This window comes from Rhodococcus globerulus NBRC 14531, from assembly GCF_001894805.1.
In the GTDB taxonomy this organism is placed as follows: Bacteria; Actinomycetota; Actinomycetes; order Mycobacteriales; family Mycobacteriaceae; genus Rhodococcus_F; species Rhodococcus_F globerula.
Genome location: NZ_BCWX01000003.1, coordinates 363,572 through 377,504 on the forward strand (window position 1 = coordinate 363,572; position 13,933 = coordinate 377,504).

Sequence of the window (13,933 nt, forward strand, 5' to 3'; positions counted from 1 at the left end):
GGTGCGAGTTGAGATGATGTCCGCCGAGATAGCGTCGATGCTCCTGGCAGACGGGCGTCTGCCTACCGGTGGGCACGCGCACTCGTCCGGGCTGGAACCGGCATTGGCGGCCGGCCTGCACCAAAGTCAGGTTCCGGATTTCATTCGAGGTCGACTCGAGACGGTCGGACTGGTCGAAGCCGCTGCAACGGTGATTACGCGGCGCTGGGCCGTAAGTGAGGGTAGTGCAGGCGAACTCGAGGCCATCTCGAACGAACTGCTCGCTCGCACGCCCAGCGCGCCGCTGCGTGAGGCGTCCATCCAGCTCGGACGTGGGCTGGCCAGGTTGGCGTCGCGGTTGTGGCCGGGGCACCCCGCGGTGCAACTCCTCATGGCGCTACCGGGACATCCGATGCGGCCGTTGGCATTGGGAGTGTTCACCGCCGTCTCCGGCATGGACGATCTGGCGGCGGCGCGATCATGCCTGTACGACGACGCGCAAACCGTCGCGTCGGCGGCACTGAAACTACTGCCGGTAGATCCGGCAGAACCGGTCGAATGGCTGCTGCGGGCAGCCCCGACCATCGAGACCGTCGCCGCGGCAGCCGTCGCGGTCGAGAGTGCCTCGGCTATACCTGCAACAACAGGACCGTTGGTCGAACAATGGTCACTCGAACACCACGCTCGATCCAGGAGGATTTTCCGTGCTTGACAATCTGAACACAACCACCGATAACGCAACTGCCGCAAGAGGTTTGAGGCTCGGTGTTGCCGGCCCGGTCGGCACTGGCAAAAGCACCCTGATCGCTACAATCTGCCGCGAGCTCGCGTCGGAGTTCGAGATCGCAGTTGTCACCAACGACATCTACACCGATGAGGACGCGCGACTGTTGCGCGCCGCAAACGTCCTGCCGATCGAGCGCATCGTCGCAGTCGAGACCGGGGCGTGCCCGCACACGGCGATCCGTGACGACGTGACACCCAATCTGATTGCGGTGGAAGACCTCGAGCGCGAATTTCATCCCCTCGACATGGTGATCGTGGAGAGCGGCGGCGACAACCTCACTGCGACGTTCAGTCCCGCACTCGTCGATGCGCAGATCTTCTGCATCGATGTTGCCGGCGGCGGCGATGTCGCGCGTAAGGGTGGACCCGGAATCGAGCGCGCAGATCTGTTGGTGGTCAACAAGATCGACCTGGCTCCGTATGTCGACGTCGATGCCGTTCAAATGGTTGCCGATGCAACAGCAGCACGCGACGGACTGCCCGTCCTCGCGCTCAGCCAGAAGGACCACGCCACGATCGATCAGCTCAGCGCGTGGCTGCGCAAGGTCATCGCGGCTCACCGCGAGGGCAATCATGTGCCCCAGGACCCGGGACCGATGGCACCGCACTTCCACGCCGATGAAGAAGACCACGACCACGACCACGGACACGGTCACGGGCACAGTCACTCTCACGCTCACTGATGACTGCGGGAGCTACGCGGGTCGTCGTCGAGCGAGTGGGCGGCACCGCTGTTGCCAAAGAGTTGATCTCCGGGGATTTCCTGGCGCCACGCCTGGTGAGTGCTCACGGGTTGCACGTGCGCGTTGCCCTGGTAGGACACAGCGCGACACTGTTGGCCGGTGACAACCTACGCATCGAGTTCGACGTGGCGCCGGGAGCGTTCCTCGAGGTGCTCGAGCCGTCCGGCACCGTGGCGTACAACGCCCGCGGCGGTCACGCATCGTGGACGGCTTCGGCGACGGTGGGTGCCGGCGGCGCTTTGGTATGGCGAGCGGCGCCCTTCGTGGTAGCCGGCGGCGCGGATGTCGCTCGGCGAATTGACATTTCGCTGCAGCCGGACGCGGTTGCCCTGCTCGACGAGATGGTGGTGTTCGGCCGTACCGGTGAGATCGGTGGCGCACTGCGTTCGGATCAGCGCATCACCGTCGACGGGACGCCGCTTCTGGTGGAAACTCTGGACTTGCGAAGTGTTCCCGATCGTTCCCGTCCCGGTGTTCTGGGAGGACATCGGGTTATCGGCACCACCATGTTGCTGGGGATGAAGACCTCGGACGCGGCCGAGGGGCATGTGAGCCCCCTGGCCGGTCCGGGCATGCTGGCCCGGGCTGTTGCAGACCAGGCGCATGAGGTGTCTGCGGCCTTGGACCACATCAGCTCGGATTGGCGTGCACGCGTGGCGAGTCGGTTCACGGAGAACTAGCCCAATTGATCGTTCAGATTTCGCCCCTTCACGTAAACCTCAGTGATCGCGGATTCCCGAAGCCCCATCATCAGGGCAAACAGGATCTGGGCCGTTGCTGTCTCCGGTTCGTCTGCGTTGTGTCCGTGGCGTAGTCGCTCGTCGAGCGGTGGATGACGACGAGGGTCGATCACCAGGAAATCGGCGTCCTTGCCTGCGTCGAGATTGCCGATAAGTTTCTCCATGTCGAGGGCGCGGGCACCGGCAAGTGTTGCCGTGAACAACAGTTCGGCAGGATGGATCGAGACGCTCGCAGTGCCGGGTTCGGACTGGTGAACCTTGAAGCAGTCGTTTGCAACTCGTGACATCAGCCATTCGTCGCCCGCTCCGATATCGCTACCCAGCGAAATGGTGACGCCATGCTCGACGGTCCGGCGCCACGGCATGGTGCCTGAACCAAGAAACTGCTGAGACGTCGGGCAATGCGAAATCGACGTGGAAGTTTCTGCAAGTCGGTCCAACTCACGATCGGTGCAGTGCACCGCGTGCGCGAGGATGCTGCGTCTTCCCAACAGACTCCTGCCACCGACCGCAGAACCCGGAAGGAACCGGCCGTCGTAGGTGTCGAGATACTGTTCGACACCAAAAGTGGCCAGTGTCATGGCGACTTCGCCGGTGCCCGGTCGGTTGTTCTCGCTGAGGTGGCTGTGGAAGTAGACCCCACGACCGCGAACCTCCTCGTACAATTCACCGAGTGCGGCGAGGGTACGAGGAGTGACCGAGAGCGCGAACCGGGGGACGACGGCAACCTGAGTGAGTTGGTCGCCATGCCACCGATCTATCTCGGCGCTGGTCAACTCCAGCGCTGCCTTCTCGGTAGTGATGAGGCCGCGTGCACTTGGCGGCCCCACGGTCTGTATTCCTCTGCCGCTGACAGTCCGGAGTCCGGTCCGAACGGACTCCTCGAACAGAGCATCCTGCGCCGCGGGAAACGGGGACCCGAAGACCATGGCTGTCGTTGTGCCGACGGCAATTCGTCTGCGGCAGAAGGCTGCTGCCACAGTGTGTGCACATTGCTCGTCCTGCAGACGGGTTTCGGCGGGAAAGATGCAATTATCGAGCCATTCCAGCAGTTCACCGCCACCGTACGAGTCGACGGCAAATGTCTGTGGGAAATGGATATGAGTGTCGACGAAGCCCGGGATCAGGAACGCCGGACGATGATCGAGGACCTGCGGACTACCTGCAATCAGCGGAAGATCCTGATAGCAGCCGGAATAGACGATCACACCCGCGTCATTGACTGCGAGTACACCATCCTCGATGGACATGAGATGCGCCGCCGCGTCGCGGATGTTCGGCGATCCGCTGATATGTATGAGATGTCCACGATGGAGTATCGATACCTGGAGGGCTGTGTCAGGCGAGGATGACGGAGTCGAGCTTTTCCTGGACGTACGCTCCGGCGTTGACAAGCTCATAATCGGTTCCCCCTCCGTAGGGTTTGGCAAGTGTTTGGATCTCGGCGTGATCGTCGAACTCGTGGAAGAACGCCAAGGAGATGAGCTCCTCACTGGGAGAGGACGGATCCGGCGGCAGTACGCGGTGTCGGGTGGAGCGCCACCGGTCACCGGTCAAGCGGGCAAGAAGGTCGCCGATGTTGATCGTGTAGGCGTCGGGGTACACCGGCGCGTCCACCCACTCGCCTTCGAGCGTGCAGATCTGCAGACCGGCTCGTCCCGGTTCGCGATCGAGAATCGTCACGCAGCCGTAGTCGGTATGCGGTCCGATCCGAAAACGCGATGGGTCCGGTGTTCCGATTCGATCGATTGCCGGGTACCAGTTCAAGGTCAGTTGACTCGGCGGTTCGGTCGCCATGTCGCCGAGGTAGTTCTCGGGAAGTCCGAGTGTTCGTGAGAACAGCTGCAGAAGATCGTCGCCCAGTCGGAGGACCTCGGCATAGTAGGTTTCCATGGCTGTGCGAAACGAGGGATCCGATGGCCACAGATTGTTCGGTAGATGGGCGTGCGGGCCTGCGGGGTGGCGGCCGATGTTGTAACTCTCCTTGACATCCGGATGGACATCTTCTCCCGAGGCCAGTCCAGTGGCCTCGTCGCCGTTGCGAACCCATCCTCGATATGATGCTGCCGCAACGGATTCCTTCACCGTGTCGCCGGAGTGAAAGAACTCCCGCGCGGCTTCCCGCGTTGCTGATCGAAGTTCGGGTGGAACGCGGTGTCCGGTGATGAGCAGGAATCCGGATTCGCGCAGGCATCGGTCGACTTCCGCGAGAAGGGCGTCGATCTGTTCCGAGTTGCCGTCGTACCAGGGCGTGAGGTCGAGGAGTGGGAGTCGAGTGCTCATGCTGAAATCCTTGTCTGTTGGGAGGTTTCGAGTGCAATTGTGTGACGGGCGAGCACGTAGTAGATGATTCCGCCGACGAGAAGGCCGGCGGGGACGCTGAGATCTGCATGACCGAGTGCCGAGGCGATCGGGCCGGTGAAGATGCTCGTGTCGATGCACAGCGCAGCTGCAACCATGCCGGCGAGTTGGGCGATCACGGCAGGTCGGTGGATGCCGTGGGGCCGAACGTAGAGTCCGCCGCTGCTGCCGGACAGCGAGTCGAGGTCGTAGCGTCCGCGGCGGAGGAAGAAATCGACACTGTAGATCGCCGCCCACGGCGCGAACCACACGATCATGAAGAGGAGGAAGGCCGTGACGAGGGTGTTGAAGGAGTCGGAGAAGACAATTGCTGATGCAAGAAGTGCCGAGATCACAGCATCGATGGCGATCGCATGCCAGCGTTCCACCCGAATTCCGATGGCCTGCAAGGTTACTCCGGACGAGTATAGATCGAAAGCGTTGACGGCAAGCATCTGCAGCAGCACGGCAATGAGGTAGGGCACGAGAAACCAGGATGCAAACGCTTCGGGGAGCCCGGTGATCGGATCACTTGCAGACGGGATCAACGTTGCTACTGCGGCGCCGAGAATCATCAAGGCGATTTGTGGGATCCCACCGCCGAGAGCAACACCGACAACGAGGCGCTTCTTGGGTATCGCAGTAGGAAGGTACCGCGAGTAGTCGGCGGCGTTGCCTGTCCAGCCGAGGCCGGCCGTGGACGCAGACAGCGCAACACCGGCCAAGAACAGCTGCCAGCTGCCAGGCTCGATCGGGGCGGCGTCATCCAGTCCGCCGACAGTGAGCACTGCCATCACCGCAAACAGGATGACAAACGGGATGACTAGCATCCGGAGGGCCTTGGTAATGGCGTGATAGCCGAAGATCGGGAGGAGACTCTGCAGGAGCGAGAGTCCGACCAGGAGAGAGATCTTGGTAGTTGTGCTGGTGTGGATGCCCATCTTGTCGAGGAGAACTGTGGCAGCGAGGACCATCAAACTGAGATTCACGGTCTCGTAGCCGACTTGCATGATCCAGTTGAATACTGCGGGGAATCTGTTTCCCGTGCGCCCGAAGGCGGCTCGGCTTCCCATGAAGGCGGTCATTCCGGTTGCGGGCCCCGGCAAGCTGAGATATCCCGCGATCAGCCACGTGATGTTTCCGATCAGAATTGCGGCGATCGCCTGCCACAGATTCAACCCGAACGCGACTAGCAGTGAGCCATAGGTCAACGTCGTGACGTTGAGGATGCAACCGGACCAGGTGAAAGCGAGATCTCGGATCGAACCGTGGCGCTCGGACTCGGGAATGTGGTCGATGCCATGTTGTTCAATGAGGGGCCGTGCTGGTGCTGCGTCAGGGGGTCCGACGCCGCCGCCGATATCCGGCGAGCTTGGTGCAACAGATGGGTGGATACTCAAGGGAAAGCTCCTCGCTGCGACTGGGTAGTGGTGAGGGCTGGGTGGTGCCAAGAGCGATCAAGTTATAAGTGACAGCAATCAAGATAGAGTGTCTATGTTTCCGAATGCGAAGGTTGTGTAAGCAAAGTGTTAACGGATCCACATGCTGACGGCCGACTTAATCTCTTGGTCGGCAAAACAATTCGTGCTCTTCGGGACAAGGCCGGCCTCTCCATGCGCGAGCTGGCTCTCGAAACCGGTGTGAGCCAACCTTTTCTGAGTCAGGTCGAACGTGGAGTCAGTGCTCCGTCGATGTCGACGGTGTATCGGCTTGCTGCGGCGTTAGGTGTCGTTCCCGGTGATCTGCTCCCGACATTGCCAGTTGAACCGGTGACGGTTGTCCGGGCCGACGAAGGGCAGTATCTGCCCGTCGCCGAGCAGGAGGGTGCCGCTGTCGGCCGGATTGTCATGTCTCAGTCCGATCGAGCGCTCGAGGTGATCGAATATCGCATCGAACCAGGTCAATACCTTGAGGAGTGGTTTGAATCGGAAGGGGAGATGGCGCTCTACCTCGTTGCGGGAACTCTCGACGTGGAACTCGACGGAGTCGGAGTTTGGCGACTCGGTGCACGGGATCTGATCCACCATCAGGGGGCGGTCCGCCATCGGTGGCTGTTGACTGACGACCACCCTGTCGAATTGGTTCTCATGGTCTCGCGGCCGGTGAAGTGATCGCGAGCCCCAGATTGCAGACCCCATAAGTGTGAGTTATCGTCTCGGTATTCGTAGGCCGACTCCGGCGTGTGCGATTCCCTGATTCTTCCGAACTGAGGAGCCCACTGTGAATACAGCACGATCCGTTGACGGAGCGCTCGAGGTGCCGCTGATCGACATCTCGGCATTCCCGTCTGGCACACCACAATCGAGGCGACAGGTCGCAGAAGCTGTCGACCGGGCTGCGTGCGACGTCGGGTTCATGCAGATCGTCGGCCACGGAATTCCTGACAGCACGCTGCAGCGATTGATCGACGCGATGGACGATTTCTTCGCGTTGCCGGAATCTCGAAAAATTGCATGCACGTCCGCCGACAGATCTGTGAACCGCGGTTACACCGCGCGCGAAACGGAGCGGCTCAGCTACAGCCTGGGAGTGTGTTCACCAGATGATCTTTTCGAGGCGTTCAACATCGGTACCCAGGTGAGTGACTTTCCCGCCGTACAACTTCCGTCGGAGCATTACCCCGATAATATCTGGCCCGACGACGCGACGGGGCGCATTCGGCGGGGCATGAGTGAATGGTTCGCAGCTGCCGGCGATCTTGCAGTCACCATGACGCGAGTGTTCGCTGTTGCGCTCGGGTTGGACGAGGATTACTTCGCCGACTCTCAATCGCATTCGATGGACATCTTCCGGATGAACAATTACCAACTCCCGCGAGGCGACATGACCGTCGAACCGGGGCAACTGGGCATGGGTGCCCACACCGACTACGGGATCCTGACAATTCTGTGGGCGGATGCGGTGCGAGGTCTGCAGATCCTCGATCAGCAAGGTGAATGGCACGACGTCATTCCTGCGCCCGGAGCTTTGTTGATCAATCTCGGTGACCTTCTGGCTCGATGGACCAACAATCGATGGACGTCCACTATGCATCGAGTTCTCGCCCCGATCGACGAGAATGGACAGATGTACCGGAGGCGGTCGGCGGCGTACTTCCACGACGGAAACTTCGACGCCGTGATATCCGTACTCCCCGGATGTGCTGACGTGTTGTCGCCGGTGCGCTACGAGCCGATCACGGTGGCCGACCACCTGTCGCAGAAGTTGGCGGGATCACGTGGGCTGCAGTTGAATCAGGATGCGGCCGAGGACGCCTCCAGGCTTCGTCAAGCAGTGGGCTGAGACATGCGTGCAGACGCCGACTTCCTGCGCTCGATCCCGAAGGTCGAACTGCATTGCCACCTCGAAGGTGCGGTGCCGGCAACCACCGCAATTGCGTTGGCCTGCAAAAACGGGATCATACTTCCTACATACGATCCCGAACTTCTTTACACCTTTGCCGACCTGCCGGAGTTCCTGACGGTCTATCGCGCAGTCTGCGCGTCGATGGTAACTGCCCGGGATTTCGCCGAAATTGCCTATGCGGCACAGGAAGAGGGAGTGAGGACCGGCAATCTGAGATATCGCGAACTGTTTGTCAACCCGACCAACCATCATGTGCCCTATCCGGAGATGCTCGAGGGGATAATAGATGGATTGCGCTGCGCCGAAGAGGATTTCGGGGTGGTCGGCCGAGTCATTCCGGCGATCAACCGTGAACAGTCGCCGTCCATGGCCCGAGAGCTCGTCGAGGCCGTGATCGAGTACCGGCGCGATGAAGTTCTCGGAATCGGTCTCGACCACAATGACGCGCTTGGCCCACCGGAGCTTTTTGTGGATGCCTTCCAGGTTGCCGCTAACGCCGGCCTTCGGCGAACCGCACACGCGGGCGAGATCGATCAAAGAGATCAGGTGATCGACTCGATCGAATTACTCGGGTGCGAGAGGATCGACCACGGATACGCGGTCATGTCGGATCCCGTTGCCGTGGAATTCGTTCGGGACGCTGGGACTCACTTTGCCGGATGCTGGTCGTCGTGTGCCTGGTTCCATCCAGGATTGCCACAGCACTCGCTACCGATCGCGGCGATGCTGCGTGCTGGACTTCCCGTCTCGATCAATTCCGACGATCCGCCGATGTTCGGTACCGGAATCGGAAACGAGTATGTGCTTGCCGGGAAGACGCTCGGGTGGACCCGCGCACAAGCGATACAGGCAGCTGTGGCGGCTGTGGACGGATCGTGGATGGATGCCTCCGACAAAGCCGCACTGCGCCGCGAGATCGAGGACGTGATGCACACGGCGTGACGCAAGACTCCCCGCGACACTCTCACACCTCGAGGCCGTTGTCGTCCAAGATGAGGAGAGGCGAACGTCGAGGAGACATCATGCGGATAGCAGTGCTCGGTGGGACAGGTTTGATGGGCAAGCTCGTAGTCGCGGAAGCCGAGGCGGCAGGCCACGACGTGGTGATCGCGGCCCGCTCGACCGGCGTCGATATCAGCACTGGTGCCGGGCTGGCCGGAGCTCTCGCGGGTGTCGACGCGGTTGTCGATGTCAGTGACCACGTCACCAACAGTGCAAAGAAGGCCGTCGCATTCTTCGAGGCCGCGGCGCAGAACATTGCCGCAGCAGAGAATGCGGCAGGAGTAAAGCACCATGTTGTGCTCTCGATCGTCAACTGTGACGATCCGCGATTGAAGGCATTCGGGTACTACCAGGGTAAGGCTGCGCAGGAACGCGCAGTCAGCGCGTCGGGCATCCCGTTCACGATTCTGCGATCCACGCAGTGGTTCGAGTTCGGCGAGAAGACGGTGTCGCTCATGGGTTTCGGCCCGTTGGCCCTCGTACCGCGAATGAGATCGAAGCCCGTCGCTGCCAAGACCGTTGCGAAGGCGTTGGTGCAGGCAGCGGAGAAGGGGCCGTCGGGTCGCACTGCTGATCTCGCCGGTCCGGAAGTCCTCGAGATCCCGGAGATGACGAGGAAAATACTGCGTCGTCGAGGCACGCGGAAGTTGCTGATCCCGGTATCCATGCCAGGAGCAGGCAAGGCAATGCGCAGCGGTGCTCTCCTGCCGGGAGCGGACTCGATCAGCGCCGGGCCGACGTTGGACGAATGGCTGGGTTCTCACTGAAGGGACATAACAGAAAGGCGGCCACGCACATGCGCGGCCGCCTTCTGCTCGTGACGGGGAGTGGTTACAGATCCGGGTAGGCGGTCAGTTTGTCGACCTTTTCGGTGGATTCGGGCTCTTCGGGCAGCTTGCCGGTAACGAGGAAGATCACTCGGCGTCCGACCTCGACAGCGTGGTCTGCAAAGCGCTCGTAGAAGCGGCCGAGCAAGGTGATGTCGACGGCGGCCGCAACCCCGTACTTCCAGTCGCGATCCATGAGGACCGTGAACAGGTGACGGTGCAGGTCGTCCATCGCCTCATCCTCTTCGCGCAGACGGGCTGCACGCTCGGGATCACGGGTCTCGAGGACTTCCTTTGCCGCGGCACCGATACTGACGGCGATGCGGCCCATCTCGGCGAAGTAGCCGTTGACGACCTCGGGGAGGACGTGGTTGGGATGGCGACGACGCGCAATCTTGGCGACATGCAGGGCAAGGGCGCCCATGCGGTCGATGTCGGCGACGATCTGGATTCCGCTGACGACGGAGCGGAGATCGCCGGCAACGGGAGCCTGCAAGGCGAGCAGCGCGAAGGCACGCTCCTCGCAAAGTGTGCTGAGTTCGGTGATCCGGTCGTGTTCGCCGATCACCTGCTCGGCCAGGGTCAGGTCTGCTTGGAGCAGTGACTGGGTGGCTCGCTCCATGGCGGTGCCTGCCAGTCCTGCCATCTCGCCGAGCAAGTCTGCAAGCTCGGTCATCTGTTCGTTGTAAGCCACGCGCATGAGGTGAGAGCCTACGTGCAGTGAAAGACCAAGTCACAAGCGACAGGTGAACGCAAGGTGAATGATCACCGCAGCGTCGTGCGAAATGATCACCGTAGCGTCGTGCGAAATGAACACCGCAGCGTCAGGTGGAGATGATCACTGCAGCGTCAGATGCAGGCTGTGTCTCCGGCGTTGACTGAGGCAATGTCGGAGGGCAGTGACGTCGACACGCTGGTGTCCACCGATGACGGTTCTGCGGACAACGACGTTCCCGGATCTGCCGGCGCTACGACTGTGCCGGAAAAATCGCTGCCGATGACAAGTTCGACCATGTCGCCCATGCTCGGGGTGAGAACGAGTACGGCTCCGGGAATTGCGGATGCGACGGTGGCGGCCTCGGCTTCGTAACCGGCCGCATACCGCACCACAGTCGCCGAGGCCTGGACATTGGCCAGTCCCGTCGCTGCACTGAAATTCCCGATCGTGGAGATCTGGAATCCGTACGCTGCGAGTTGGTCGGCAGCGGTCGCGGCCTGGCCCGAAACACCTGACGCGTTCGAAACGTCGATGTAGATGTTGTACGGACTCATTGCCGACACGAGTGTTGCCTCGGGCACCGGCGTCGTGGCGGTGGAGGGCGCTGAGCTGGTCGATGTCTTGTCGGTATCTGTGTCACGCTCTTCGCCCGGAAGCGGCTCGTCGTCGATGATTGCCTGGAACAGTGCTTTGATCTCGTCGGTCCGGGGGATTTCATTGCCCCAGTCATTCGTGCCGTCGGTGGGCACGGTCAGGAAGGTGACGGCGCCCGCATCGACGTTCTGCAATGATCGACCCAGCGTGACCAGGGATTTTGTATCGATGTTCTCGACAAACGTGTCCTGCGTGAATGCGTTGATGAACCCGTTGAGCTTGCTGGGATTGAGCAGCACATTGTTGGACAGTGCCGAGCGCAGCAGCGCGGACAGGAACTTCTGTTGCCGCGTGATGCGCCCGTAGTCGCCGTTGCCCTCGGCTTCGACGTGCCTGGCGCGGACGTAGTTCAGCGCGGTCCGGCCGTCGAGTACCTGGTTTCCGCTGTTTGCGAGGACAGTGCCCAGAATGCCGTCTTCGATGGGAACCGGGGTGCAGATGTTGACCCCGCCTACTGTGTCGACCATGCTCTCGAATCCGGCGAAGTCCATGCCGACGAAGTGGCCGATCTTGAGTCCAGACATTTTCTGGATGACCTTGACCAGACACTTCGGGCCACCCAGGGCGTAGGTCGCGTTGAGTTTGTCGCCAGAGGCGGCGGGGAAGGACTCGCTGGTGTACGTCCCGGAACTGTTGTCCCAGCCCTGGCAGACCGGCCGGTCGACGTCGAGGTCGCGGGGAAACGAGACGGCGACGACGCGGCTGCGGTCGGCGGGGATGTTGACCAGCATCACGGTGTCGGCCCGGGCGCCTTCGGCGTCCTCGACGGTGCCGGCGCCGATCTCACCACTTGCGCCGGCCCTGGTATCGGTGCCGACGATCAGATAGGTTTCGTCGCCGAGCTGGCCGCCCGCGTCGACGATGTCGTCGGAGTTGGTGTCGAGCGCAGCGATCTGCTCGAACTTTCCTTCGGTGGTGCGAAGGTAGCCCCAGACGACGCCAGTCATGGTCAGTGACATCACGGCAAGAAATGCGACCGCGGATCGGCTGATCGTCTTCATACGCTGGCGGCGTCGAATCTTGTTCAGCGCAAGCCGACTACCACCGGTTTCGCTGACGACACGCGGAGAAGCGGAGGATGGCGGGTCGCTGCTGATCCATTCGGCCGCGGCCGGTGCGATCGGTGGGGGAGGCAGCGGCTTTTCGGGGGGCAGCGGTTTGTCGGGGGGCCTGATGGGAGGCCTCGAGTCAACAGGTGGCGCTGCCGGGCTGCTCTTTTTCGGGGCCGGCGGTTCGACTACACGCTGGCCGGCTGTATCGCCGACTCGTTGGACGAGTTCTGCGACGGAGATGCTGTCGCTCGGTGGTGCGTCACGTCGACCGAATCGGCCGAAGCGTTCACTGCTCCGACGCTCTGACGGCGGGGCGTCGGACTGTGTCGCGCCAGTGGGTTCGGGTTTAGACGAACGACGATTGCGGTATCGCTGATCTGCGAGGGGGCGCTCCCACGGGGCGCGGCTTTCGGGCGAAGGCGGGCCCGAGTCGTGATCATCACCCACCGATGCAACCTGTCTCGTCGTTGACTGCCGATACGGACAGTGCGTCTCTTGTCGTGCGCCGTCCAACTGCTGTTGACGAAGCTGGAGCCATATTACTGGTGGATCCTGAGTTATTCACTCAGAAACTTGGCGAATTGCCCGAATTCACAGCAATGCGTTATCCGCCCGAATGCATGATGTCCGCTCCGACCGGCACCAGATCGTCCTCGGGATCGTCGAGCCAGCCCTCGGGCAGGGCAACCTGACCGGGGGAACCCTGCCGGCCGCGGGGACCTTCGGCGTCCTTCGGGAATGGAACGGAGCTGTCCAGCTGGGCCAGCAGTTCGTCGAGTTCGGTCAGGGTGCTGACCAGTGCCATCGACACGCGCAGGTCCGACCCGACCGGGAATCCGCGCAGATACCAGGACACGTGCTTGCGGAGTTCACGCAAGCCCTTCATCTCGCCGTGGTGTGCGGCGAGGAGCTGGGCGTGGCGGGCGATGATCGTGGTGACCTCGCCTAGCGTCGGAGGCGTTGCGATGGGCTGACCGTTGAGAGCCGCGCTGAGCTCTGCAAACAGCCATGGACGGCCCAGGCATCCGCGTCCGACGACAACGCCGTCACAGCCGGTCTCGTCCATCATGCGGGCGGCGTCGGACGCGTCGAAGATGTCGCCGTTTCCGAGAATCGGAACGTCGGGAACGTGTTCCTTCAGGCGGGCGATCTCGTTCCAGTCGGCCGTCCCGGAGTAGCGCTGCGACGCGGTGCGCGCGTGCAAGGCAATTGCGGCGGCGCCCTCGGCAGCGGCGATGCGACCCGCGTCGAGGTGCGTGTGATGGTCCGCGTCGATACCGACGCGCATCTTCACCGTGACAGGAATGTCGGTGCCCTCGGTGGCGCGAACGGCAGCTGCGACGATCTGTCCGAACAGTCGACGCTTGTAGGGGAGCGCGGAGCCGCCACCTTTTCGAGTGACTTTCGGCACTGGGCAGCCGAAGTTCATGTCGATGTGGTCGGCCATGTTCTCGTCGACGATCATTTTGGCCGCAGCGTAGGTCGTGTCCGGGTCGACTGTGTAGAGCTGCAGGGACCGCGGAGTCTCGGTGGGGCCGAAGGTGGTCATGTGCATGGTGGCCGGCTGGCGCTCTACGAGCGCGCGGGCAGTGACCATCTCACACACGTAGAGCCCGGAGGTGCTGCCTGCACGTTCGAGTTCGAGTTCACGACAGAGCGTGCGGAAAGCGACATTGGTGACGCCGGCCATGGGCGCGAGGACCACGGGGCTGTGCAGCTCGAGTGAACCGATACGAAGGGAAGACAT

13 protein-coding genes are annotated in these 13,933 nt (G+C 62.0%); 7 read left to right on the forward strand and 6 right to left on the reverse strand.

Features of this window, described 5'->3' with window-relative positions:
- The first annotated feature begins 13 nt into the window (after positions 1 to 13).
- From RG2_RS16940 to RG2_RS16950, 3 genes are read left to right on the forward strand one after another with little or no spacing between them, the layout of a single operon-like run.
- The gene (locus RG2_RS16940; protein WP_230590110.1) at positions 14 to 691 is read left to right on the forward strand and encodes an urease accessory protein UreF; all 678 of its coding nucleotides are present in this window, start codon (positions 14 to 16) and stop codon (positions 689 to 691) included.
- Complete coding sequence (gene ureG, locus RG2_RS16945) at positions 684 to 1,448, forward strand: urease accessory protein UreG (RefSeq protein WP_033233972.1); 765 nt, start codon at positions 684 to 686, stop codon at positions 1,446 to 1,448. Before RG2_RS16940 ends, ureG begins: the two co-directional genes overlap by 8 nt.
- Positions 1,448 to 2,188, forward strand: coding sequence for an urease accessory protein UreD (locus RG2_RS16950; RefSeq protein ID WP_045068830.1), 741 nt, complete (start codon positions 1,448 to 1,450; stop codon positions 2,186 to 2,188). Before ureG ends, RG2_RS16950 begins: the two co-directional genes overlap by 1 nt.
- Here RG2_RS16950 and RG2_RS16955 read toward each other — a convergent pair.
- The 3 genes from RG2_RS16955 to RG2_RS16965 are packed head-to-tail and all read right to left on the reverse strand — an operon-like array spanning position 2,185 to position 5,988.
- Positions 2,185 to 3,567: a guanine deaminase gene (locus RG2_RS16955; protein WP_033234339.1), complete on the reverse strand. Its 1,383-nt coding sequence runs from the start codon at positions 3,565 to 3,567 to the stop codon at positions 2,185 to 2,187. The genes RG2_RS16950 and RG2_RS16955 overlap by 4 nt on opposite strands.
- Before the next feature lie 19 nt (positions 3,568 to 3,586).
- Positions 3,587 to 4,531 carry an isopenicillin N synthase family dioxygenase gene (locus tag RG2_RS16960; RefSeq protein WP_033233973.1) on the reverse strand — a complete coding sequence of 315 codons (945 nt, stop codon included), beginning with the start codon at positions 4,529 to 4,531 and terminating at the stop codon, positions 3,587 to 3,589.
- On the reverse strand, positions 4,528 to 5,988 hold the full coding sequence (locus RG2_RS16965) for a purine-cytosine permease family protein (protein WP_230590111.1): 1,461 nt from the start codon (positions 5,986 to 5,988) through the stop codon (positions 4,528 to 4,530). The genes RG2_RS16960 and RG2_RS16965 overlap by 4 nt, the downstream gene beginning before the upstream one ends.
- Positions 5,989 to 6,114: 126 nt before the next feature.
- Here RG2_RS16965 and RG2_RS16970 point away from each other — a divergent pair, with 126 nt between their 5' ends.
- From RG2_RS16970 to RG2_RS16985, 4 genes are all read left to right on the forward strand, one after another.
- A complete protein-coding gene (locus RG2_RS16970) occupies positions 6,115 to 6,699 on the forward strand; it encodes a helix-turn-helix domain-containing protein (RefSeq protein ID WP_033233974.1) in 585 nt (194 codons plus the stop codon).
- Positions 6,700 to 6,808: 109 nt separating this feature from the next.
- The gene (locus tag RG2_RS16975; protein WP_033233975.1) at positions 6,809 to 7,870 is read left to right on the forward strand and encodes an isopenicillin N synthase family dioxygenase; all 1,062 of its coding nucleotides are present in this window, start codon (positions 6,809 to 6,811) and stop codon (positions 7,868 to 7,870) included.
- 3 nt (positions 7,871 to 7,873) lie between these two features.
- Complete coding sequence (gene add, locus RG2_RS16980) at positions 7,874 to 8,875, forward strand: adenosine deaminase (protein ID WP_033233976.1); 1,002 nt, start codon at positions 7,874 to 7,876, stop codon at positions 8,873 to 8,875.
- Positions 8,876 to 8,955: 80 nt separating this feature from the next.
- Positions 8,956 to 9,702, forward strand: a complete 747-nt coding sequence (locus RG2_RS16985; protein ID WP_033233977.1) for an SDR family oxidoreductase — start codon at positions 8,956 to 8,958, stop codon at positions 9,700 to 9,702.
- Between the two features lie 64 nt (positions 9,703 to 9,766).
- Here the strand turns inward: RG2_RS16985 and phoU are convergent, their stop codons facing one another.
- From phoU to dusB, 3 genes are all read right to left on the reverse strand, one after another.
- Positions 9,767 to 10,462: a phosphate signaling complex protein PhoU gene (gene phoU / locus RG2_RS16990; RefSeq protein WP_033233978.1), complete on the reverse strand. Its 696-nt coding sequence runs from the start codon at positions 10,460 to 10,462 to the stop codon at positions 9,767 to 9,769.
- A gap of 149 nt (positions 10,463 to 10,611) precedes the next feature.
- Positions 10,612 to 12,633 (reverse strand): LCP family protein, encoded by a 2,022-nt coding sequence (locus RG2_RS16995; RefSeq protein WP_033233979.1) that lies wholly within the window; start codon positions 12,631 to 12,633, stop codon positions 10,612 to 10,614.
- Between the two features lie 157 nt (positions 12,634 to 12,790).
- Positions 12,791 to 13,933, reverse strand: coding sequence for a tRNA dihydrouridine synthase DusB (gene dusB, locus RG2_RS17000; RefSeq protein ID WP_033233980.1), 1,143 nt, complete (start codon positions 13,931 to 13,933; stop codon positions 12,791 to 12,793).

Excerpts from the sequence above, each read along its gene's own strand:
- RG2_RS16940 (WP_230590110.1), top strand. The coding sequence starts at position 14 with ATGATGTCCGCCGAGATAGCGTCGATGCTCCTGGCAGACGGGCGTCTG.
- RG2_RS16950 (WP_045068830.1), top strand. The coding sequence starts at position 1,448 with ATGACTGCGGGAGCTACGCGGGTCGTCGTCGAGCGAGTGGGCGGCACC.
- RG2_RS16960 (WP_033233973.1), bottom strand. The coding sequence starts at position 4,531 with ATGAGCACTCGACTCCCACTCCTCGACCTCACGCCCTGGTACGACGGC.
- add (WP_033233976.1), top strand. The coding sequence starts at position 7,874 with ATGCGTGCAGACGCCGACTTCCTGCGCTCGATCCCGAAGGTCGAACTG.
- RG2_RS16985 (WP_033233977.1), top strand. The coding sequence starts at position 8,956 with ATGCGGATAGCAGTGCTCGGTGGGACAGGTTTGATGGGCAAGCTCGTA.
- phoU (WP_033233978.1), bottom strand. The coding sequence starts at position 10,462 with ATGCGCGTGGCTTACAACGAACAGATGACCGAGCTTGCAGACTTGCTC.
- dusB (WP_033233980.1), bottom strand. The coding sequence starts at position 13,933 with ATGTCTTCCCTTCGTATCGGTTCACTCGAGCTGCACAGCCCCGTGGTC.